We start from the raw sequence: 22,548 nt of genomic DNA, 5'->3' as shown, positions 1-22,548 counted from the left end.
TTATTCAGACTACATACGGACAAGGGCACGCAGGGGAAACACAAAGGGACTGATCATAGCCGGTGTGATCGGAACCTGCGTGACGCTGGGAGGGATTGCCTTTACCGACTCCCGCATGGGCGACTTGGCAAAGAACTTCACAAACCCAAACTACGTACGGCCCACGCCCGACTATGAAAGGCAGCGCAGCAGAAGCGTAAGCGAAAGCGAAAGCAGTGATTCCAAAAACTGGGATCGAGTCGTAGAACAGCAAGCAAGGCGTGATCAAGCCCGTGAAACAGTGACCATCCCCCCACCGTCTCAAAACGAATCAGAACCCGCCCAAGCTAAACAAGTTTCTTTCAACGACCGAAACTACGTACCACGCGGCGCGGATAACGTTTTGAAATTCGAAGAACCCAAAATACCGATACAAGCCCCGAATCCCCCAGAGAAGACGAAAATCACGATTGTTGGGCAAAAGCCAAGCATGAAGGACAGAGTATGTGGGGTGGCTGAAGAAGGAAGTATTGTAAAAAGAAATTGCAGGGCAAGAGTTGGTCTAAACTACAGAGATTAAATTAAGGCAGCACTCTTATACATACAGCGTTAGAGTTAGAGTGCTAACTTTAACTGGTGCCAGCGAGAAAATGAGTGATTTAAGAAAACTGCAATGCTTATAACACAATCATGTCTGCAATTTGATAGCCAAGATTTGATAACTCAAATACCTCGCCTCTTTTACCGCGAGCGACAATGAGTTTTAGTTGGACTAGCTCATTAAGGGCTTGCTCCCATTTTGCAACTGTTCTTCTTTCGTCAGAAGGAATCATATTCCTTCCGTTCACCTGAAGATCAACCCCCTCCACATACCTTATGTACAGAATTGTTCCTTGTGGGTCTTGACTTGTTTCCTTCAATAGAGACCGAGCCTCATCCGAAAGCTGTGGAAGCTGCGTTTTGGACTCAGCAATAACTACAGAACTTTCACTCTTAGCCACTTTGAATAACGAATGGTCATTAATTTTAAGCTGTAGGTGTCTATAAAACTTCTCCTTAAAATCTGAATGACTGTCGTAACTTTCATACAGCCCTCGACTCTGACATGAGTTTTTAAAATCTTTAAGAGCTGCCACCTGCTCCAAATTGACTGTATCCAGTGCTACTGGTTGGCTAGAAAAGTAAAGCATTGCGGGCTTACCTGTTTCGATATGCTTTTCGATTTCTTCTACAGTCCCGCTAGCATATTCATCGGTGGCAGTACCTATTCTTGTCCAAAAAACACCAATAAGAAGATCACATTTCTCTAAAATTTGACCATTAATAATTGATTGAGGTGTTCCTCCCATATCAGGTGATGAATGGGACTCCCATCCAATCGGAAGCAAGACAATTTTTCGTGCATTGGCATGTACGGCGTTCCATTCATATATGACATCACGAATAATTGCACGCTCTGAAGCGACATCACCCGGCGAAGCAATCATGACGCTATAAGCTTTTGCACTGTAACTCATATGGCACCTCAACTTCGAGAATACAACAGTTAAAACAAAGGCTAACTTTAACCTACTCTAGCATACAAAGACTGGAACACCATTAGCTTAACCAAGCTTAGCTGGGCTCCATATACCGGCAGACTTGATCATAAAAACTAATAATTCTCTCAACTGCTAGTTTCAAATCAAAATCGCTAAAAGTATTAACTTTAGCCTCTACAGTTCCTTCCTCTCCTTTCGGCTCCCCCGAACTAATGTAACTTATAAATTCTTCAAATTCATCGCGTATCGACGGAGGCAAATCTACACCAGAGTCAATATGAATCAAATTAAAAACGACCGCATTGACCAAGCGTTCAGATTGTGTTCCAGGCCCTGCAAGAGCATGAATAGAAACGTGAAGTTTTTCCCAACCATAACTATATTCACTCATAAAACCCCCTTTACTTCTGATGTTAGAACTAACAATAAGGTACAGCAATCGGTGAAAGGCGCGAACAAATCGAACACATTACTATATTGCACTCGACCCCCTCTCCTGTTTACTCAACACACTTCCTCTTCTAGGAATTTCTGGAAAATCCACTAACCCTACAGAATCCAATATTGCTTTGCGGCATTTGGTTGCAAACCTTATATCTTTGTTGTCTTTTAAATATTTAACAACTACGAAAAGGTCCGGTGTAGACACAAGAGCCGTTGAGCTTATTATAGCTGCAGAGAGACATTTGGAGGTAAAGGGAGCAGCGCGACTTTCTACTGGTAGCAATCGATAAGCGTTTCCAAAAAGTACTGGTTTGGCTGAAACCTCCACCTCTTCACGTTCTAGATCTTCGTATATATTCAGTGCAAGCTGACGTAACTTATCAATATTTATCGCTTTATTGTCCTTACCTTCAACCTCGCCAATCAATCTGCCTTCTTTTGACTCAAAGACAGCATCAAATTCAGATTCGCCATCGTTGAACTGAGAAACTTCAAACCCAATTGTGCGCAAAGCATCAAGAATTGCATACTCCAGCGGTTTTCCTTTCTCGAATAACAAATACCTGATGCGTTCGAGATCTTTAACTTTATCGATAACACTTTCTTTTTCAGCTTGCACCTTTTCAAGCTTTTGCTCTATTTTTAGTAGTTTTTGTGCCTCAGATTTTTCCAATTCTAATTTGAAATTATAACTCTTAGCCCAGTCTGGCTCGGGGGTCAACTCCCCTTGAGAGTTTAACGTCTTGCTTAGCGATACAATGTACTTGATAAATTTGGACGAGAACTGCTTAGCTTCTTCTGTAAATTCGCCTTCATTTTCCTCATCCTCCTCGCCAACGAAGAATGAATCAGGATAAAACTCTATATCCGGCAGACATACCAAAGCACCATTAGAATTTTTTGAACGAACTATTGTGCCAACGACCTTATCACCATGTTTAGTAACCAAGCATGGTTCACATTCTCCATCGAGAATGACTTTATATGATGATACGGCTGAGAACTCACTCCAGTAAGAAGAAATAATTTCGGAATTTTTTGCCGATAGCTTAATCTCCTTACCCTTAGCGATTAAAGGTTTCAGGCTTAAAGGGATCGAATGGTAATTATCATAACTAGTAACTATCCGTGTAACTTGTTGATTTCTTCCTGTGCCAGAAAATCTTTTCTCACCAGTAGCTATGTTTAACTTTGTAAGCTCACTCAGAAATACAATTACAAGCTTCCCATTATCCATAGCGGACTTGATTTCTCTACGCCAATGCTCTGATTGTGATTTTAGTTTAAAAGAATCATCGTCAGACAAACATGGCCTTCCTTCAAATGTGTCTACACATCTTCGAATATAATCATTTATATCAGGTTTAAAAAGAATGATATCCCAGTCCAACAAGGACATATCCGAATCAAAATCACTGAATTCAACATCTTCTTCAGCTACAGAAAACCCGATAGTCAATATATTTTTCTTTGCCATGAATCATCCAATATCCGATAAAACACATAACAGCACTTGATGACCTTATTTAATGCTACGCCAGCAAACCTTATATGCGACAAGCTCTATTTTTTTGTAATTTACGCTTGACTACAACCTATATCATATTACGTTTTACTTATCATAAAATGGACACCTACAACAAGACAAAACGGGGCAATTAACAGGCTTGTATTTTTTATTCATTGAGCACGATCTTTGCCAATTCCTCAGGCGACATACCAAGCAAGGTTTTAGGTTTAACATGCAGCCTCGCGGACAGAGAAAGATAAAGCGCACCAAGATACCAGTGTAGTTCTCCAACCAGTGCTATTGAGCTAATTTCTTTTTCTTCAGACAGTCCTTTTTGTATACTAATATAGAGTTCGCTTAACTTTACATTTAGGTTTTTTGGTTCAAGCCTGTGAGCAAGAAGATTGCGTATTCTATTGAGTTTTTTAACCGAGTCCCATACCCATGAATCTCCGCTGTCCCCGGAGAGTGCTCTTGCTAAGTATGTTAACTGTTCAAATGAGAATCTAGTTTTTTCAAGCTCGCTAGAAGATACGACTTTTGAGCGTATTAATGACCAGATTAGCTCTTCTATCAACAAATGTCCTTTGAGAACAGATAGAGAGACATCGCTTTTAATTGGCATATGTTCTAGATAACGCTTAAAGTCATCTATCATTGCTATTGGTAATTTTTCAAGTGACAAAATATAGGCCTGCAACAGTGATTTGAAAGAACTCCACACTTTCACGAAAGCAGCACAGCAATATCAATCTGCCATAGCAACAGAGCGAAGGATAGACTTCAGTAGTCTAGGTGTCGAAAAAGTGTCGAAATCACTAACCAAAAATGCACTGCATTGACCAGATGGATGAAAACGTAAACCAGAGAATGACTGGCTTTGACCTGAATAGGTCAGCAACGGACAACGATAGAAACGGGTTCAAATCCCCTCCCTCCCCCCACCATTCAAAAGCTCCATAGGTTCACCCCTCTGGGGCCTTTTCGTTTCTGGCTCATTGGGGAAATTTTGGAGGGAATAGCTTTGCGTGACATTGCCATTTGCTCAACCAACGCAACCCCATGGCCGACAATGTGAAGGTGCTCCCGGTAGCTGATAAGATTGATGCCTTCACTGGCCTGGCCAATAGCGGGACGGCAAAATGCTGGCTACCTCTGGTCTTATAATCTAGGTGTGTGTTGATCTAAGTTCGCGAGATAACGTAACCTCTTGAATTGAGGGATTATGTTTTATTTAAAATGGAATTTATTCAATGAAAACTGCTTCTATAATTGCGACTTGTGTACTCGCACTTTCGTCAACTGCCGCCATGGCAAACGAGTGTCCAGCAGGCAAAGAGGGGCCGACCCCTTTCAAGCCCGCCATGGAAAGTAAAGGCTCAATCGAAGTAATCCAAAACGGCAAAATCGATCTCGATAACGAGGAAGTTGCAGCGAAAGGCTGGCATCTCCGCTCGCGCACGATCTATTTTGGCAAGGATTCCGTGGCGCAACTTCACTCCCACGACAAGCGTCCTGAAATAGCAACCATGCTGAACGGCAAGGTTATGATCTATTCCAAGAACTGCACCGTCGGCGTCGAGATGAAGCCAGGCGATGTCTACCGCGCCGGTCGCGGTGACTCCCACTGGGCAGTCAATGAAAGCGGCAAGCCGGCTGTTATGTACGCAACCGATATTGTCAGCAAAGATACCTTTCCGGGATCCCACGACAAGATGTAAGACACCCATTGTTTGCGCGGTAAGCAGTATATTTAGGGACTGATGCTCGATCAGCCCGACCCGCTCAAACGCTGCATTCGCATGGTTTCCCCTTCAGCCCAACCACTGCCTGGCTAACGCCTTGTCTCTATAGGTTGTATGCAATGCAAAGATAGCTGAAACAGCAGCGGTAACCGCAAATAAAATGGCCCTTCAAGGAAATCCTTGAAGGGCCAAGTTGTGTCAGCAATGTTGGTTAATACGTACTAGTTACCTGTCGGCATTGGGATGCTGAAACCTTCTTTACCGAGGGCATCACGCACGTACTTAAAGCGTTGATATTGGGTGAGTGTGATCGGACCTGCGTACCCTTCACCTTGCATTTTACGTGGTGGGTATTCGATGTAGGTCTTCATTTTTTCTTTGATCGCTTCGTTGATCGTCACCAGTGTCCAGGTGCGCTCAGTGTAGTTGTTCATGAAAATGTCATAGCGCTCTTGCGGGTCCTGCCACAGGTCAAATACCTGAGGCACGGTGGCGACGTATTTGTCAGGCCCTTTCCAACCAAGGTTAGTATCGACGGCTAAACCACCGGTGGCTTGACCATTATCGCCACGCAGATTGAACACCGCTTTGTAGTTGCCTACGCGCACTGCGCCTGGAGTCAGCTCGTTTTCAGTGAAGTAGAACCAGCTCTTACGTTCTGACTTGCCGGTGCCGAACAGCACAGGTGACATATCATAGCTGTCGAAAATGATTGGCTTATCTTCACGATCGTTCTTAGGCAGTTCAACTCCTGCGACCTTAGCGAAGGTTGCCATCAGGTCGAGCCCACCGAGAATGTCATGGTTCTTGGAGTTAGCTTTGATTTTGTCTGGCATCCAGGCAATTGCCGGTACACGGTTACCGCCTTCACGCACGGTCCCTTTTGTACCTCTGAATGGTGTGTAACCTGCGTCCGGATAAACATCCTGCCACGCGCCATTATCAGTGGTATAGAAAACCAGGGTATTTTTTTCGATCCCAAGTTCACGGACTTTATCCATGATGCGTCCGATATGAGTATCAAGCTCAACTATCGAATCGGCAAAATTGGATTTAGACAGTGACTTACCCTTGAATTCGGGGGCAGGCATACTGGGTTGGTGAACCTTCATGAAGTTCACGTTTACAAAGAACGGCTCACCTGACTTGGCGCCTTTTTCGATAAAGTCTATCGAGGCTTTTTCAACATAGTTGTCGTAGAACGGAATACCCACTACGCCATTAGGGTACTCATCGGACTTTTCGTCTGGTTTATCTACGTATTGGCCGTTGACCGCAAAGTCTTCAGTTGCAGCCTCTCCCGCCTTACCAGAAAGTGCGCCCTTGGTGACTTTTTTGAACATGGCCCGCAGATCATCGCTCATGTCTGGGAACCATGTTGGGTCGGCGTAGGTGTAAGCATTTAAATGGTAAAGACCGACGTATTTCATCTCGTCGTAGCCTTGCGCATTTGGCAAGGCGGTATCATCTTCACCCAAGTGCCATTTGCCGGTGAAGTATGTTGAATACCCTGCTTTCTTGAGTACAGAACCCAGCGTCCATTCTGCAGCTGGAAGCCCGCCGCCCTGCCCCTGGAACGCAACAGTCGTCATACCGCTACGATTGGGGATCCTGCCCGTCTGCATGGCAGCACGACCCGGCGTACAGCTTGGTTGGGCATAGAATGAAAACATGGTCATGCCTTCATCAGCCAACCGATCAAGATTAGGAGTAGGCATTCCGCGCCCCTCACCACCGCCGTAGGCTCCCAAATCACCGTAGCCCGTGTCATCCGACACAATCAAAATGATATTGGGTTTGGACTCCGCGGCCTGGACAGGTAACCCTGTCAGCAGGATCGCTGCGGTTAATCCAGTGAGCATTAACTTCATTATTCATCTCCATTGAAATATGTGTTAACTCGCGAAGCTGGGGTCCCAGAAAATCATAGGATAAGGATGCGTACGGTTGCTTCTCTATCCAACCTAGCGAACCTTGCGTTCTAGCGAGCAGCTAAGATTCAAGGCAAAGCAATAAGCCTTAACGATAGTAAAGTTTCCGAAGGTGTCGAGAAATGACAGGTCAACTACTTGTTAACACGGTACAGCCCGGTACTGCTCAAACAGGCTGCATGAGCAATACCGGGCAAGCCACAGCTTTCTGTGCTGATAACCGCCCGCGCTGAAATAATTGCAGGGCACACAAGCGCTAGGATGCGCCGCGTTATCGCAGCTCCACGCCTCTGAAACTCAATTTAGAGAAACCACAGAAAACTGCTGCGCTGGCGGCTGCAGGTCAACATCATTGCTTGGGGAAATGTGTGCAGGTACGACTGTGAGAACCTATGTTCATCGTTGGTCGTAATTGAGTTGGCAGGCAAGGCTGCCGAGAGCTCCAAGTCACTGCCACGTTTATCGACCTAAGCGGCTGTGCCCATGCGCTTGAAGTCCAAACGGGAAAATGTCTTGTCGTGGTGCGGATGTACAGCCCGGGGAGGTATCTGATCAAACAACAAGCAGAAGCTTTGGTGTTCTGCTTGTTGTGGCGTTGCCCATGCTTAGCCCGAAGAGTCTGCACCGCCAATCTGAAGGAACTGCAACTTGTGCACATTACCTTGGCTGTCTTGATACACCATGATGGCCGGAACCACGCCGCGTAACTCGCTGACATCGGTCAAGGAAATAACTTTGGCCACATCCAGCTTGTTACCGTACTCGTACTGAACTGGCTTGATGTCATCAATGTTGCTGGCGTTGGCAAAGGCTACTGGGGCCAGGCTCAATAATATTGCCGCAAGGGCTGTAGTCGCTTTCATCTGGGTAACTCCTGAGTCCATTCATTGGGTGTTTCTAGGTCGGTCCTTGTGTTGCCACCTGAGTACCGGCTTACTCTTACGGGCTTATAGAGTTAAGTGGCCACTTGAAATTACAGAAAAGACTGCCAAAGGCGATGACTGGTAGCAGCAATTATTCGCCTGCTCCTCTCCTGTGATTGAGGCGTATTAGCCGCTCACTTTGAAATGCCAGCCCTTTCTCGCGGCCTGATCAGCAGGCATAAAAAAACCGGAAGCGAAACGTGCTGACGTTCGGCTTCCGGTTTGTGGTTACGCATGGGTTAGCCCGATGAATTTGCGCCGCCAAGCTGAAGGAACTTCAGTTCGTGTACCTGGCCTTTGCTGTCCTGATACACCATGGTGACCGGAACTACGCCGCGTTGCTGGCTGACATCGGTCAACGAAATCACTTTTGCCACATCCAACTCGTCACCGTATTGGTATTGGACTGGATCAATATTGGCAAAATTGCTGGTGCTGGCAAATGCGGCAGGTGCCAAGCTGAGTAATGCTGCTGCGAGGGCAATGGTAGCTTTCATCTGGGTCACTCCTGAGTTAATTCAATAGGTCGTGTTCGGGCATCTACCGAGCCAATCCAGGCATTGTCGCCTGAGGGTTATGGCTGGTAATTGCTGGGTACGTAGCTAGTTAAACACCCGATCCTTCTCCAGAAAAATCAATACTATTTGTACTAAACATTAGCGCGGTAAATAGTTTGCGATAATCAAACTAACGGCAACAATAGAATCTGAGCATAGGTATTCTTATCAGGTATAAGCACTACAAGTACCCACATGGCGCCAGCACTGAGCTGCCTTGACGCTTGCGAACTGTTGAATAGAGTCGGAGTAACGCCAGGCATTACAAAAGCATTAGCAGGCGCGCAATAGCTGCCGCCTCTGGCAACCAGTTGCGCCCAGTCAAAACAGCTCTAGCGCTAGAGATTGAGCGCATTCACACGAGCGCGTATTACGCCGAATTACGCCCACAAAAAAGGGCGCTTAAGCGCCCTTCTTAGCCGATTGCCCGATCAGGCTGTTAGCTTGGTCAGTGCTTCACGGTATTTGTCGGCAGTTTTCTGCGCGACATCAGCAGGAACGGTCGGCGCGGGAGCCTGTTTGTTCCAGCCGGTGGACTCTAGCCAATCGCGTACGAACTGTTTGTCGAAGCTTGGTGGGTTGCTACCTTCGACGTAGCTTTCGGCTGGCCAGAAGCGGCTTGAGTCAGGGGTCAGTACTTCATCCATCAAGGTTAGCGTACCGTCTTCATCGAGGCCGAACTCAAACTTGGTGTCGGCAATGATGATGCCGCGCGTGGCTGCATATTCAACAGCAGCGCTGTACAGGGCAATAGCGGTGTCGCGGACTTTAAGCGCCAGTTCGTCACCGATGATGGCCTGGCACTGCTCAAACGAGATGTTCTCGTCGTGGTCACCTACAGCGGCCTTGGTCGATGGCGTAAAGATAGGCGCCGGCAACTTGGAAGCTTCTTTCAGGCCAGCAGGCAGTTGAATCCCGCAGATGGTGCCGCTGTTTTGGTATTCCTTCCAACCAGAACCAACGATGTAGCCACGTACGATCGCTTCGACAGCCACTGGTTTTAGGCGCTTGGCAACCACTGCACGACCTTCTACCAACGGCAATTCAGCAGCGCTAACGACGTCCTCGACTTTATCGCCGGTGAAGTGGTTAGGCACCAGACCCGCGAGCTTGTCGAACCAGAAATTTGAAATCGAAGTGAGAATTTTACCCTTCTCTGGGATCGGCTCATCGAGGATGACGTCAAACGCTGAAAGGCGGTCGGTCGCAACCATCAACATGCGCTTATCATCAATTTCATAGAGGTCGCGGACTTTACCTGAGTAGATTTTTTTCAGGCTGAGGGTCGCAGGCATAGTCATGTCGGAGTTTCCGTCTTAAACAAACGAAACAGGCGAAACACGGGGTTTCGCCTATCGGTTTCATGCGGGCTGCGCGTGCAGCCTTGCGCGGTGTCCAAACCACCTGGCCCGAGCCAGGTGATATCGGTTTAACCCAGGTTGTCCTGAATCAGGCCGAGGATTTTGCGCGATACGTCTTCAGGTGCAACGGTGTTGATGTCTTTATCAACCGACACTTGAACACTGTCACCCACTGTTGTCAGGCGTACTTGATAACGCTCGGCACGTGCATCGATCTCTTCTTGATCAGGTTCGCTGCCAAACAAGCTACTGAAGAAGCCCGGCTCCTCTTCTTTGGATTTGGAACCTTCCGCTAGGTTGACGTAGTAAACACCCAGGCTGCGGTTGAGGTCGTCGATACGTACATCCGCAGAATCCAGCGAGCGGCCAACACCAGACCAAGCGCGGTCGAAGTCCGCACCGAGGGTCAGGATTGGGTTGCCGTTACCGTCTTGCGACAGGCTCACACGGCTTGGTGTGTCGTAGTCACGCGCGGCCAGCAGTGAAACCGAACCACCTTGCTCGGTGCTACGCGCCATGCTCACCAACATTTCATCAAGCAAAGCGGCATCAAGACTTTCGTTGATGCTTTTCTCGGTGAAGGCCACATCGGCAGTGCTACCCGCAGGTCGCTCAGCACTCACGACGAAAATTTCACTTGTATTACGCTGCACGCCTGGCTCGATACGTACTCGAACACGGGTTTCTGCATCGGGGGTAGAACCGGAAACGCGAGTGCTCAGACGACGTGCCATAGCGGCGGAAAGATCGCCAAAACGCTGCCAGTCGGTGGTGAACTCGCCGGTTTGCGGACGCTCATCGGCAATACGAAAGCCATTCGACTCATAAAACTGACGCGCCACTGGCCAGACTTCGGCAGGCACACGCTGAGCAACGATCCAGCGTGAAGCGCCACTCTTCTGCAGGCTAAATTCACTGGCATCCGCCTGAACCTGCAATTGCTGAGGGCGCGGTATGTCGTATTCGCCTTCAACGGTTGAAGTAGCAACTTGCTGCGGAATAGGCAGCAGTGGGTCCAGCGGTTTGCTGTGAACATCGGCTGGCAGCTGCATAGGTGCAGTCTGACGAGCTGTCAGGTAATCGCTTCCACGATCACGAAAATAACCATCTTCACCCCAAATCCAGCCACAACCGCTGGTGCTGGAGATAATCAAGGCAAGTGTTGTAAGTCCGGCCAGTCGCTTCATGCGTTGTAATTCCTCAATTAAACCAATACGCCGCACTGGCGCAGGGCCTGACGCAGCGGCTCATGACAGCGCGGGCTGAGCCAGGTCAGAGGCAGACGGATACCGTCTGGCATCATGCCCATCTCGTGCAGTGCCCACTTGACTGGAATCGGGTTGGATTCGATAAACAGGTTCTTGTGCAGCGGCATCAAACGGTCGTTGATGGCGCGCGCGATTGCCGCTTCACCACGCATTGCAGCGGCGCAAAGGTCGCTCATGGCGCGTGGCGCAACGTTGGCGGTGACCGAAATATTGCCTTTACCGCCCAGCAGCATCAGCTCAACCGCGGTGGCGTCGTCGCCGGAATAAACCAGGAAGTCTTTGCTGACGCGATCAATCACATCTTTTGCGCGCTGCAAGTCACCAGTGGCTTCTTTGATACCAATGATGTTGTCGATCTTCGACAGACGCTCAACAGTCTCAGGCAGCATGTCGCAAACAGTACGGCCCGGCACGTTATACAGGATCTGCGGAATGGCGACGGCTTCAGCGATATGCCGGAAATGCAGGTACAAACCTTCCTGGGTCGGTTTGTTGTAGTAAGGCGTAACCAGCAGGCAGGCGTCTGCGCCGACGTCTTTGGCGGCGCGGGTGAGCTCTACTGACTCACGCGTGGAGTTGCCGCCAGTGCCGGCGATCACCGGGATGCGCCCCGCTACCTGATCAACAACGCGACGGATCGCCTCAATGTGCTCAGACACTTCCAACGTCGCCGACTCACCCGTGGTGCCGACCGCGACGATGGCGTTGGTGCCTTCTTGCAGATGGAAATCCACCAGTTTGCTCAGGCTATCCCAGTCGAGATCACCTTGTGCATCCATAGGAGTGACCAGTGCCACCATACTGCCCGCAATCATGCAACCGCTCCTGCCGAAAAAAGAGAGCCGTAATGGTACTGGCGCTATGAGCCTTGCACAAGCAAAGCGCAAGCGTTACCGGCAAGTGGATACCACTCAACCGGGATTACACACCGTTTTGCCAGGTTTTGCGCACGGATAAACAGTCTTGAGACACCCGTTTCAGGGCGTATTTGCAAGTTATGAGCTTGATACAGCTGATAATCACCACGCAGGGTGTTTTTCAGCGCTTGCCTTGGGCTTAATCAGTCGGTTAGTCGTGGGTGATTCCCCTGAGCAGCGCTTTTCGCTACCCTTCCCCCTTTGAGCGACACTGTTTAAGGTAAAGTCGCTCGCTCATCGTTTTAGGAAGGCTGCATGTCCCCCCCCTCAGTACGCGAACAATTCCTCGTTATCAGCGCACTTGGCCCTAACGCCATGGAGCTGACTAACGTCCTGTGCCGCACTAGCCACGAAAACCGCTGCGCGGTAATCAGCACGCGCTTGAGCCGACACGGAGAGTTCAGCGCTCTGGTATTGCAGATCACGGGTAGCTGGGACGCTCTGGCTCGCCTGGAAACAAGTTTGCCAGCGCTGTCCAAGAAGCACAGCTTTACCGCTAACGTGATTCGCAGCGCGGCCACCGAAAATCGTCCGCAGGCGTTGCCTTACGTGGCCTATGTCAGCTCGGTGTATCGCCCGGACATCCTCAATGAGTTGTGCCAGTTCTTTATCGACCATAACGTCGAGCTGGAAAACCTGACGTGTGACACCTATCAGGCGCCACAAACGGGCGGCACCATGCTCAATGCCACGCTAACCGTCACGCTGCCAGCGGGCACGCAAATCAGTTGGCTACGCGATCAGTTTCTGGATTTTGCCGATGCTCTCAACCTGGATGCGTTGATCGAGCCCTGGCGCCCACAAACCCCTTAAAATCGACTGTCACAGCGTTATGTGCAGTCGTTTTGCAGAGGGTTTTCCAAGGAGATTTGTATGACAGTGAAAATTGACGTTCCGGTAACCGATTTCCAGGCACCAGCCACCAGCGAGCAGCAATTCCAGTTGTCCGCACTCAAAGGTCAACAAGTGGTGATCTACTTCTATCCGAAGGACAGCACGCCAGGCTGCACCACCGAAGGCCAAGGCTTTCGTGATCGGTTTGCCGATTTTCAGGCCGCTAACACGCAGATCTTCGGGGTGTCGCGCGACGGTTTGAAGTCCCACGAAAACTTCAAGGCCAAGCAGGGCTTTCCGTTTGAGTTGATCTCCGACAAAGATGAAGCCGTGTGCAATTTGTTTGCGGTGATCAAGCTGAAAAAGCTTTATGGCAAGGAATACATGGGCGTTGATCGCAGCACCTTCCTGATCGACAAAGACGGTGTACTGCGCCAGGAGTGGCGTGGGGTTAAAGTCCCGGGGCACGTGGATGCCGTGCTGGCGGCGGCACAAGAACTCAATAAAGCCTGATTACCCTAAGTACGAAAAAGGCCACTGTTTAAGTGGCCTTTTTTTGTGCGTGGAGTTCTAGTGGGCTAAACCACTCAAACTGCATAACTTATAAGCAAGACTGCTGAGGGGGTTCGATGACCTCCACTCGCGGCCACGCGTCCAATAGTGCCTTGAACAGAGTGGCTAATGGGATCGCAAAGAACACGCCCCAAAAGCCCCACAGGCCGCCGAACAGCAATACCGCACAGATGATCGCTACCGGATGCAGATTGACCGCCTCAGAGAACAGCAGCGGCACCAGCACATTGCCATCGAGCGCCTGGATGATCGAGTAAACCAGCATCAAGTAGAGAAACTGATCACCAAACCCCCACTGGAACAAGCCAATCAGCGCCACTGGAACCGTCACCACGACTGCGCCGATATACGGCACCACCACTGATAAACCCACAGCCAGTGCCAGCAATGCGGGATAGTTGAGGCCGAGCGCAGCAAAGGCAATGTAGGTCACCACACCGCAAATGATAATTTCGATCACTTTGCCGCGAATGTAATTGGCGATCTGCTTGTTCATCTCGGTTGCGACCTGGCTGATCAGGGTTCGTTCTTGCGGCAGATACCCACGGAACCATTGACCGATGACTTCGCGATCCTTGAGGAAGAAAAACACCAGGATCGGTACCAGTACCAGATAGATCATCACGCTGATCAACACCGGCAGACTCGACAGCGAGAACGACAAGGCCCACTGGCCGAATCGACCTGCCCCGCCACGCAGCGACTCGATCGACTGCACGATCTGTTGCTCGGTGACTAAGCCCGGATAACGCTCAGGCAGCATCATAAACAATGATTGCCACTCGCCCAGCATGCGCGGCAACTCATTGAATAACGTGCTGAGCTGATGCCAGAGCAACGGCATCAACCCCAGAATGATTAACGCAAGACCGCTGACAAATAAAGCAAAGACCAACCACACCGAAATGATATGCGGCACGCGAATGCGCTCAAGCGCACTGACCATGCCTTGCATTAAAAAAGCCAAAACCAGACCCGTTAATACAGGCGCCAACATGCCGCCTAGGGTCAAAATCAAGCCAAAGCCAACAACCAGCAAAACTGCCAGTATCACCGCCTGCTCATCAGAGAAATAACGGTGTAGCCAATCGCGTAAAACCTTGAGCATTAAAAATCCTTGATCAACCGATAATGAGCCGCACTACCAACCGGCATCGCTTAAGCTTTGCGTAACCAATAACGATAAACCCCGTCCTGCACTTCTTCATGCAACAGGCCGTGGCCTGCCAGAGTAGCGAAAGCGCGAAAATCGCGCTGTGAGCCAGCATCCGTTGCGGTCACTTTGAGCACATTGCCACTGACCAGTTTATTCAACTCAAGTTTGGCTTTAAGCAGTGGCATCGGGCAATTCAAACCGCTGGCATCGACCTCTGCATCAAACGCTGGAGGCGAATCTTGCACATCAGCCATCAAACTATCTCCAAAATTCTGCCGGATAATATGCTTGATATTTTTACCGGTTATTTCATGACTCACAACCGCATAACCCACATGCGCGCTCAGGTACGATTGTCGAAGCGCAACATACGCGATGTAACCCAAGGATGCCATGCTCAGTAGAGCCGCCAAGGGACGGTGCAAGCGGCGCAAGTACAGGGCGCAAGGACTGGCGGTGGCAGCAGCCGAATAGCGAACGGCTGCCCCAGCGTCGGTTGCCGCAGCGAAGGGCTGCCTCACAGTATCTTTCACAGAACTTTCCAACGGTTTCCTGGAGACGCTAGTCATCGCAACCTGATCACAGCTACAGTAGGGACACTAGAAAAACCAAGAGCAACTTGAATGAATTTCCTGCGCCCTGCCCTTTTGACGCTTGCCTGCCTGTCAGCCTCGGCTCAGGCTGCCAGCGACTTACCGTCATTAGGCGACGCCAGCTCGGCAATTGTCTCCCCCCAGCAAGAGCATCAGCTGGGCAGAGCCTGGTTGAGTCTGCTGCGCGGTCAGGTCAGCCAGTTATCCGACCCACAGCTCAAAGACTTCGTCGAGACCAGCGTTTATCGGCTCAGTGAAAGCAGCCAACTGAATGACCGCCGGCTTGAGTTTGTCCTGTTGAACAGTCCGCAGATCAACGCATTCGCGGCGCCTGGCGGGATAATCGGGGTTAACGGCGGCCTGTTTCTATATGCCGAAACTGAAGCCGAATATGCCTCGGTACTCGCTCACGAATTAGCTCACTTATCGCAACGCCACTTTGCTCGCGGCCTTGAGGCCCAGCAACGCATGCAACTGCCGGTGATGGCAGCCATGCTTGCCGGCATTGTCGCAGCAGCAGCAGGCGCAGGTGACGCCGGTATTGCGGCAATTGCCTCGACACAGGCAGCGGCGATTCAGGAGCAACGGCGCTTTTCCCGGCAAAACGAAGCTGAAGCCGACCGCATCGGCATCATCAACCTGGAGAAAGCCGGTTACGATCCGAAAGCCATGCCAGCGATGTTTGAGCACTTGATGCGCCAATACCGTTATGACCGCATGCCTCCCGAGTTCCTGCTGACTCACCCGGTGTCTGAGTCACGTATCGCCGATACCCGCAACCGCGCGGCGCAGTTGCCGAGCGGCGGCAAGGAAGACAGCTTGGAATACCAGATAATGCGCGCACGGGTGCAGCTGTTTTATGAAGGCACTCCAGGGCTTGCGGCAAAACGCTTTCGCGCAGAACTGACAGAAGACCCGAACAACGACGCCGCACGTTATGGCCTGGCTATTGCGCTAATAAAAGGCGGCCGCCAGAAAGAAGCCGGTGAAATTCTCAAGCAGTTGCTGAGCAAATCGCCCAAATCGGTTCCCTACAACCTCGCCCAGGTCAGCCTGGATACTGCGGCTAGCCGCTTGAGCGACGCACAAAGCCGCCTTGAGCGGATGCTGCGCGACTCTCCTGACAATTATCCATTGAATCAGGCACGGGTCGACTTGATGATCCGCCAAGGCCGCACTCAAGACGCCGAGAGCAAGCTCAACGCCCTTCTCAAGTCGCGACCGAAGGATCCTGACGTCTGGTATCAGGTTGCAGAAGTACGCGGCCTCAGCGGCAATAGAATTGGCCTGCACCAGGCCCGTGCCGAGTTCTTTGCTTTGGTTGGTGACTACAAGCAGGCAATTGAGCAACTTGACTACGCCAAACGTCGCGCCACCAACAACTTCCAACTGGCCTCACGGATTGATGCTCGCCAGCGTGAGTTGATTGCCGAGAAACGCATGATCGACGAAATGCTTAACTAATCGACCGTAGATACCGTCTTGATCCTCATCTTGCAATAGCGAGAAGAGGGTCAAATGGTTTTCCGGATTTTAGTACTCCGTAGGCAATGCAGAGCAGCTTGCGCATAGCTGCGCAGATGATCTGTTTACCCGTTTTGCCATTGGCTCTCATTCGCTCAGCCAGTGCCCGAATAGCGGGGTTACGAGTGATGGATACGATACCTGGCATATAAAGCCCGGCGCGTAACCTAACTGAGCCCATGCGCGATATCCGCACATGACCTTTGAGCATTCCTGATTCTTGTAACCTGGGATTAAGTCCGGCAAAGGCCGTGACCGCACGGCTGCTTTCGAAGCGTTCGATATCGCCCAACTCCGCCAGTACAAGCGCTGCGGTTCTGTCCGCAATGCCGTCGATACTGGTTAGCAGGTCTCGCTGGCCGCGTAGATCGTCGTTGTCATCGAAGTGCTGTTTGATCGCCTTTAGCGTTTCATCGATTTGTTGACGCAAGTGCTCAAGCACCGATTCAATTGACGCCCTGACCTTCTGTTCGTTGGTCACATCTAGGCGGTTTTGTTCGATTTGCTCCAGCTCCTGCAAATCCTTCAAACGGCGCACTAACGCTTTCAGACGGCGAATAGAAGGCTGCTCAGGCTGCCAAGCTCGTAGTTCGGTCTGATGCCTGCGGCCATAGTCAGCGATGAGCTTGGCATCGACTTTATCCGTCTTTACCCGCTGCAGCTGGCTGCGAGCGTAATAGGCCATTTGTGCGGGGTTAAGGACGCAAACACGGTAACCCAGCTTAAACAGCCACTCAGCCAAAGCTTCGTGATAGATGCCAGTGGCCTCCATTACGACCCAGGCATCGGCTTCAGCGTGCTTAAGCAGCCACTGCCGAAAGACCTCAAAGCCCGCAGCGTTATTACTCAGCTTGGCTTTGGTGCGGTACTTGCCGTTATCTTGCAGAGTGGCGATATCGAAGGTCTGTTTAGCTATGTCGATGCCGACAACTATCGTCATGACGCTTACTCCTCATTGAGTTAGGTCGATCATCACTTCATCCGTCCAACCTTGCTGATGCGAGCTCGAGGCTCAGGATACCGTTCGGACTTACTGGATGAGTGCGGAGGAGTGCAGCGCTATCTACGTTACAAGCTCGAAGCTTTAGGGCGGACACGGCTTGCACTCGCTCCCCCGAGGATCAATCGGGAACTATCGCTCTAAAATAAGCAGTAGTCGAGATACAAGGGCGGACAACGCGAAGCTTGTCCACCGCAAACTCACGGCAAGACCTCAACAATAAGCGCGACGCGTTAACAGCAGTTGTGAATGAAGCCCTACCCGCCTCAGGCGTTACCGGACAGCCTCATGCGCGCCGCCTTGGTGAACTCAAGCATGCGCGTCAGCGGTTTGATCGCCTTGGGAATCAGCGCTGAATCGACAAAGATTTCATTGCTGCCTTCACGCAGGCAACTCAGCGTACGCTCAAGGGTATTCATCGCCATCCACGGGCAATGCGCGCAACTCCGGCATGCCGCGCCGTTACCAGCGGTTGGCGCCTCGACAAATTCTTTATCCGGGCACAACTGCTGCATCTTGTAGAAAATACCGCGGTCGGTTGCGACGATTAATTTCTTATTCGGCAAGCTTTGCGCAGCCGCAATCAGTTGGCTGGTCGAACCGACAGCATCGGCCAACTCAATCACCGCAGTTGGTGATTCCGGGTGAACCAACACTGCAGCGTCTGGATACAGCGCCTTCATGTCTTCAAGCTGCTTGGCTTTGAATTCTTCGTGGACAATGCAGGCGCCATCCCACAACAGCATGTCTGCACCGGTCTTGTTCTGGATATAACGGCCGAGGTGTTGGTCAGGTGCCCAGATGATTTTTTCACCGTTGTCCATCAAGTGCTCAACAATCTCAACCGCACAACTCGATGTCACCACCCAGTCGGCACGCGCTTTAACCGCTGCTGAAGTATTGGCGTAAACCACCACGGTGCGCTCAGGATGCTGATCACAAAAAGCAGCAAACTCATTGATCGGGCAACCCAGGTCTAACGAGCAAGTGGCTTCCAGCGTCGGCATCAGCACGCGCTTTTCAGGGTTGAGAATCTTCGCCGTCTCACCCATGAATTTAACGCCTGCCACCAGCACGGTTTGTGCCTCGTGCTCGTTACCAAAACGCGCCATCTCCAGCGAGTCAGAAACACAGCCGCCAGTTTCTTCGGCCAGCGCTTGCAGCACCGGATCACAGTAATAATGTGCGACCAACACGGCGTTCTGCTTTTTTAGCTCCGCGGCAATTTCAGCGCGATAAAAAGCTTCTTGCTCAGCGGTCAGCGGCGCCGGTTGCTTGGCATCTAAGTGCGCCTGAACCAGAAGGCGTTCGGAAATCTGCGTCATGTCATCAGGCCCTGTAACGGTCTATCAGCACGGGATTCAAGTATACCCCCGCTGCCGGCAATACAAGCGCCAAACAGACAGGTGTACAAGCGGAGAGGCTGGAGCGTGCCTGTTATGTTCAGGCCTCGACTGGGGTAGCGGCGAGCATAATATCGCGTTCAGGCAAGTTTGCTCAAACCACTTGATCTACATAGCCAGCACACAAACAGAAGACACAAAAAAACCCGAGGTTCTGCAAGAGAACACTCGGGCTTTTTCCCTTCACAGCCAAGTAATCTGACTGTGAAGGCAATATGGTGGGTCGTGTGGGATTCGAACCTACGACCAATTGGTTAAAAGCCAACTGCTCTACCAACTGAGCTAACGACCCGTTGCGGAGGCGCATAATACTGATTTAACTCAGTAATTCAACCCTTTAACGTATTTTTTAGCTGTACCGAGTTGGATCAGCAACCCCGGCAGCAATGAATCCCTCACTGCGCAAGCGGCAGCTGTCGCACTTGCCGCAGGCTCTACCTTGGTCATCTGCCTGGTAACATGACACGGTCAAGGCGTAGTCAACGCCATGGGCAATCCCGGCTTGCACAATTTGCGCTTTGCTCATGTTTTGCAGCGGCGCCTGTATCCGAAAGCCATTGCCTTCGACACCGGCCTTGGTTGCTAAATTGGCCATGCGCTCAAATGCTTCGACAAATTCTGGGCGGCAATCCGGGTAACCCGAATAATCCACGGCATTCACGCCGATAAAAATATCACGCGCGCCCAGCACCTCTGCCCAACCGAGCGCCAACGAGAGGAACACAGTGTTACGTGCAGGCACGTAAGTCACTGGAATGCCTTCAGACGGCGCCTCAGGTACGTCTATGCTGCTGTCAGTCAATGCTGAGCCGCCCATGCCGTTAAGGTTTAAACCAATCACCTTGTGCTCAACGACGCCCAACTGCCTGGCGACATGTTCGGCAGCCTGCAACTCGGAGCGGTGGCGCTGACCGTAGTCAAAACTCATGGTGTAGCAGGCATAACCCTCGGCTTTGGCCAGCGCGACCACGGTTGCCGAATCAAGGCCGCCAGAAAGTAAGATAACGGCTCGTTTAATACTCATATTGAATCCTCGCGCCTTAACTTAGGACGCCATGCTCAGATTGAAGGCTTACAACGCAAAATTCTGCGTCGGCATAAAATCGCTGGGGCCGGTTAACGGCCTTGCTCGTCATTCCAGAGAATTTTGTGCAACTGCAATTGCAGGCGAACCGGCAAATTGTCGGCGACGATCCAGTCAGCCAGATCACGCGCGCTGACTTGCTGATGGCTTGGCGACAACAGCACCTCGCCGGCACGCTCATTGAGCCGATACTGGATCAGTTTAGTCGTCGCCCAGTCGTAGTCTTCACGGGAGCAAATGACGAACTTGACCTGGTCATTGCGGGTGAGCAGGTCAATATTCTCGTAGCGATTGCGCGCAACCTCCGCCGAACCCGGTGTTTTCAGGTCAAGAACCTTGCTCACACGCGCGTCAACCGCAGAAACGTCGAGCGCGCCACTGGTTTCCAGCGACACCTCAAAGCCAGCGTCACACAGGCGTTCAAGCAGTGCTATGCAGTTTGGTTGAGCCAAGGGTTCGCCACCGGTGACACAAACGTATCGCGGTGAGTAGCTGGCGATCTTTTCGATGATGGCGTCAAGCGACATTAGCTCGCCGCCGTTGAAAGCGTAAGCGGTGTCGCAATATTGACAACGCAGGGGGCAGCCGGTCAGGCGCACAAATACTGTGGGTAAACCAGCAGTACGTGTCTCCCCCTGCAGCGAGAAAAAAATCTCGGTGATGCGCAGAGTCTTTTGCATAGTAGCCACGGGCGTAACAGCTAAACAGGCTGTCCGCCTCCGTTGCGGGAAAGAAAGGTGTTAATCATTACGAATAACACCCAGGACAAGCACAGTTAGCCTGTCCACCAATGAAAACGCCGCGCTCAGTTTGGGCACGGCGTCTTTTACAATTACAATTTCAATTCAAACATCAAGCCACTGCACGAAGAACTACTGCACGAAGAACTTAAGTTACATCCGCTGCAGGTTCCGCTGGGCAAGCTGCGCAGCGGATGAATTAGGGTATTGCGCAATCACTTGCTGGAAAGTGCTCTTAGCCTTGGCCTGATCACCTAGACGCTGCTCAACATCGCCCAGCTTGAACATCGAGTCAGGCACTTTGCTGTGCTGCGGGTACTTCTGGGCAACGTCGGCAAATGCCTGTGCGGCCCCTTGCAGATTACCTTGGGCCAGGTTGACTTCACCCAACCAGTACTGGGCATTCCCAGCATATTGGCTTTTAGGGTACTTACGCAAAAAAGCGCTGAACGCCTGATTGGCTTTGTCAAAATCTTTAGCCTTGATCAGATCGAAGGCAGCGTCATAAAACAACTTTTCCTTCTCTGGGTCTGGCTCACTGGCTCCGGCTGATGCCTGGGAGTTTTGTGTCGCGTTGGCGTTTGTGGCGCCATCCGCTGAAGAATTCTGTGTGGCTGCAGCACCCGCTGCCCCACTGCTCAGCCGCTGATCAAGGTCCTTATAGCGCTCAAGGTTTTCTTGTTTCATCTGCTGAATATCGTTTTGCTGCTCTTCAAGCATGCCGCGCAGCCGGCCGATCTCGTCCTGCATCTGCTGCAACTGGTTGAATAGCATGCTCTGCGCAGAGGCCGGAGCTTGCGCTCCGCCTCCTGCATAAGCGCCGGACGCCTCATAACTCGGGGCTGGGTAGCTACCCGAGTTACTGTCAACAACTGGAACCTCAGCCCACGCCACAAGTGGCAGGCTGAGAGCGAGTAGGCTTACGAGACGTCGGCACGTTTGCATATCGAATTACTTACGCAGTTCTACGCGACGGTTCTGAGCCCACGACTGTTCGTCGTTGCCAGTCGAAACTGGACGCTCTTCGCCGTAGGAAACCAGTTCCAGTTGTGCAGGAGAAACGCCCTGCAGAACCAGGTAACGCTGAACGGCTTTAGCACGACGCTCACCCAGAGCCATGTTGTACTCACGAGTACCACGCTCGTCGGTGTTGCCTTCCAGAACGACGCGAGCGCCATTGCCTTTCAGGTCTTTAGCGTGAACGTCCAGAGCGCGCATGGCTTCTGGCTTCAGGTCCGAACTGTCGTATTCGAAGTAGAAAGTGGTGATAGCACGCAGAGCAGCTTCTTCGCTCATGTTGCCGTCAACCGAACCCGCGTCAGCACCGTAACCAGCGTTAGGATCGATTGCGCCTTCGCCAGCGGTATCGCCGCCTTTAGAAGAACAACCAACAGCAACAGCCAGAGCCAAGCTCAGCGCAGCAAACTTACCAAATTTCAGCATTTCCATCATATAGCTCCTAATG

The 22,548-nt window shown here is 51.0% G+C and carries 22 protein-coding genes and 1 tRNA gene; 4 read left to right on the top strand and 19 right to left on the bottom strand.

Features of this window, described 5'->3' with window-relative positions; all coding sequences use genetic code 11:
- Nucleotides 1–656: 656 nt before the first annotated feature.
- The 4 genes from B9K09_RS07660 to B9K09_RS07645 all read right to left on the bottom strand — a co-directional run bounded on the left by B9K09_RS07660 (nt 657) and on the right by B9K09_RS07645 (nt 4,204).
- Nucleotides 657–1,496 (bottom strand): DUF4062 domain-containing protein, encoded by an 840-nt coding sequence (locus B9K09_RS07660; protein ID WP_087516249.1) that lies wholly within the window; start codon nt 1,494–1,496, stop codon nt 657–659.
- Between the two features lie 97 nt (nt 1,497–1,593).
- Nucleotides 1,594–1,911: a hypothetical protein gene (locus B9K09_RS07655; RefSeq protein WP_087516248.1), complete on the bottom strand. Its 318-nt coding sequence runs from the start codon at nt 1,909–1,911 to the stop codon at nt 1,594–1,596.
- Nucleotides 1,912–1,992: 81 nt separating this feature from the next.
- Nucleotides 1,993–3,441 (bottom strand): hypothetical protein, encoded by a 1,449-nt coding sequence (locus B9K09_RS07650; RefSeq protein WP_087516247.1) that lies wholly within the window; start codon nt 3,439–3,441, stop codon nt 1,993–1,995.
- A gap of 199 nt (nt 3,442–3,640) precedes the next feature.
- Nucleotides 3,641–4,204 (bottom strand): hypothetical protein, encoded by a 564-nt coding sequence (locus tag B9K09_RS07645; protein ID WP_157699332.1) that lies wholly within the window; start codon nt 4,202–4,204, stop codon nt 3,641–3,643.
- A gap of 523 nt (nt 4,205–4,727) precedes the next feature.
- Here B9K09_RS07645 and B9K09_RS07640 point away from each other — a divergent pair.
- On the top strand, nt 4,728–5,195 hold the full coding sequence (locus tag B9K09_RS07640; protein ID WP_087516245.1) for a cupin domain-containing protein: 468 nt from the start codon (nt 4,728–4,730) through the stop codon (nt 5,193–5,195).
- A 245-nt stretch (nt 5,196–5,440) separates the two neighbouring features.
- Here B9K09_RS07640 and B9K09_RS07635 read toward each other — a convergent pair whose 3' ends face one another.
- The 6 genes from B9K09_RS07635 to dapA form a co-directional block, all read right to left on the bottom strand.
- A complete protein-coding gene (locus B9K09_RS07635; RefSeq protein ID WP_087516244.1) occupies nt 5,441–7,090 on the bottom strand; it encodes an arylsulfatase in 1,650 nt (549 codons plus the stop codon).
- Between the two features lie 665 nt (nt 7,091–7,755).
- Nucleotides 7,756–8,013: a DUF2790 domain-containing protein gene (locus tag B9K09_RS07630; protein WP_087516243.1), complete on the bottom strand. Its 258-nt coding sequence runs from the start codon at nt 8,011–8,013 to the stop codon at nt 7,756–7,758.
- Nucleotides 8,014–8,312: 299 nt separating this feature from the next.
- The gene (locus B9K09_RS07625) at nt 8,313–8,570 is read right to left on the bottom strand and encodes a DUF2790 domain-containing protein (RefSeq protein ID WP_087516242.1); all 258 of its coding nucleotides are present in this window, start codon (nt 8,568–8,570) and stop codon (nt 8,313–8,315) included.
- Between the two features lie 491 nt (nt 8,571–9,061).
- Entirely contained in the window at nt 9,062–9,931 is an 870-nt protein-coding gene (locus tag B9K09_RS07620) for a phosphoribosylaminoimidazolesuccinocarboxamide synthase (protein ID WP_087516241.1), read from the bottom strand.
- A 128-nt stretch (nt 9,932–10,059) separates the two neighbouring features.
- Nucleotides 10,060–11,178 carry an outer membrane protein assembly factor BamC gene (bamC, locus tag B9K09_RS07615; RefSeq protein ID WP_087516240.1) on the bottom strand — a complete coding sequence of 373 codons (1,119 nt, stop codon included), beginning with the start codon at nt 11,176–11,178 and terminating at the stop codon, nt 10,060–10,062.
- A 17-nt stretch (nt 11,179–11,195) separates the two neighbouring features.
- A complete protein-coding gene (gene dapA, locus B9K09_RS07610) occupies nt 11,196–12,074 on the bottom strand; it encodes a 4-hydroxy-tetrahydrodipicolinate synthase (protein WP_087516239.1) in 879 nt (292 codons plus the stop codon).
- 357 nt (nt 12,075–12,431) lie between these two features.
- Here dapA and B9K09_RS07605 point away from each other — a divergent pair, with 357 nt between their 5' ends.
- Together B9K09_RS07605 and B9K09_RS07600 are read left to right on the top strand one after the other, a co-directional pair.
- Nucleotides 12,432–12,989, top strand: coding sequence for a glycine cleavage system protein R (locus tag B9K09_RS07605; RefSeq protein WP_087516238.1), 558 nt, complete (start codon nt 12,432–12,434; stop codon nt 12,987–12,989).
- Between the two features lie 60 nt (nt 12,990–13,049).
- Nucleotides 13,050–13,523 (top strand): peroxiredoxin, encoded by a 474-nt coding sequence (locus tag B9K09_RS07600; protein WP_087516237.1) that lies wholly within the window; start codon nt 13,050–13,052, stop codon nt 13,521–13,523.
- An 88-nt stretch (nt 13,524–13,611) separates the two neighbouring features.
- On the opposite strand, the gene B9K09_RS07595 is transcribed toward B9K09_RS07600, so the two are convergent.
- Together B9K09_RS07595 and B9K09_RS07590 are read right to left on the bottom strand one after the other, a co-directional pair.
- Nucleotides 13,612–14,691, bottom strand: coding sequence for an AI-2E family transporter (locus B9K09_RS07595; protein WP_087516236.1), 1,080 nt, complete (start codon nt 14,689–14,691; stop codon nt 13,612–13,614).
- A 50-nt stretch (nt 14,692–14,741) separates the two neighbouring features.
- Nucleotides 14,742–14,993, bottom strand: coding sequence for a sulfurtransferase TusA family protein (locus tag B9K09_RS07590; protein WP_087519026.1), 252 nt, complete (start codon nt 14,991–14,993; stop codon nt 14,742–14,744).
- Nucleotides 14,994–15,362: 369 nt separating this feature from the next.
- Between B9K09_RS07590 and B9K09_RS07585 the strand changes: the two genes are divergently transcribed.
- A complete protein-coding gene (locus tag B9K09_RS07585) occupies nt 15,363–16,796 on the top strand; it encodes a M48 family metalloprotease (RefSeq protein ID WP_087516235.1) in 1,434 nt (477 codons plus the stop codon).
- Between the two features lie 25 nt (nt 16,797–16,821).
- Here the strand turns inward: B9K09_RS07585 and B9K09_RS07580 are convergent, their stop codons facing one another.
- From B9K09_RS07580 to pal, 7 genes are all read right to left on the bottom strand, one after another.
- Nucleotides 16,822–17,796: an IS110 family transposase gene (locus tag B9K09_RS07580; RefSeq protein ID WP_087516234.1), complete on the bottom strand. Its 975-nt coding sequence runs from the start codon at nt 17,794–17,796 to the stop codon at nt 16,822–16,824.
- Nucleotides 17,797–18,122: 326 nt separating this feature from the next.
- Nucleotides 18,123–19,181 (bottom strand): quinolinate synthase NadA, encoded by a 1,059-nt coding sequence (nadA, locus tag B9K09_RS07575; RefSeq protein WP_087516233.1) that lies wholly within the window; start codon nt 19,179–19,181, stop codon nt 18,123–18,125.
- Nucleotides 19,182–19,475: 294 nt separating this feature from the next.
- Nucleotides 19,476–19,551: transfer RNA gene (locus B9K09_RS07570), tRNA-Lys, on the bottom strand.
- Between the two features lie 57 nt (nt 19,552–19,608).
- Complete coding sequence (gene queC, locus B9K09_RS07565; RefSeq protein ID WP_087516232.1) at nt 19,609–20,283, bottom strand: 7-cyano-7-deazaguanine synthase QueC; 675 nt, start codon at nt 20,281–20,283, stop codon at nt 19,609–19,611.
- 92 nt (nt 20,284–20,375) lie between these two features.
- Nucleotides 20,376–21,023, bottom strand: coding sequence for a 7-carboxy-7-deazaguanine synthase QueE (queE, locus tag B9K09_RS07560; protein WP_087516231.1), 648 nt, complete (start codon nt 21,021–21,023; stop codon nt 20,376–20,378).
- A gap of 213 nt (nt 21,024–21,236) precedes the next feature.
- Entirely contained in the window at nt 21,237–22,028 is a 792-nt protein-coding gene (gene ybgF / locus B9K09_RS07555) for a tol-pal system protein YbgF (protein ID WP_087516230.1), read from the bottom strand.
- A gap of 6 nt (nt 22,029–22,034) precedes the next feature.
- On the bottom strand, nt 22,035–22,532 hold the full coding sequence (gene pal, locus B9K09_RS07550) for a peptidoglycan-associated lipoprotein Pal (RefSeq protein WP_087516229.1): 498 nt from the start codon (nt 22,530–22,532) through the stop codon (nt 22,035–22,037).
- Nucleotides 22,533–22,548: the final 16 nt, after the last annotated feature.

The organism is Pseudomonas sp. M30-35, from assembly GCF_002163625.1.
In the GTDB taxonomy this organism is placed as follows: Bacteria; Pseudomonadota; Gammaproteobacteria; order Pseudomonadales; family Pseudomonadaceae; genus Aquipseudomonas.
This window is presented reverse-complemented; position numbering and strand designations above follow the sequence as displayed.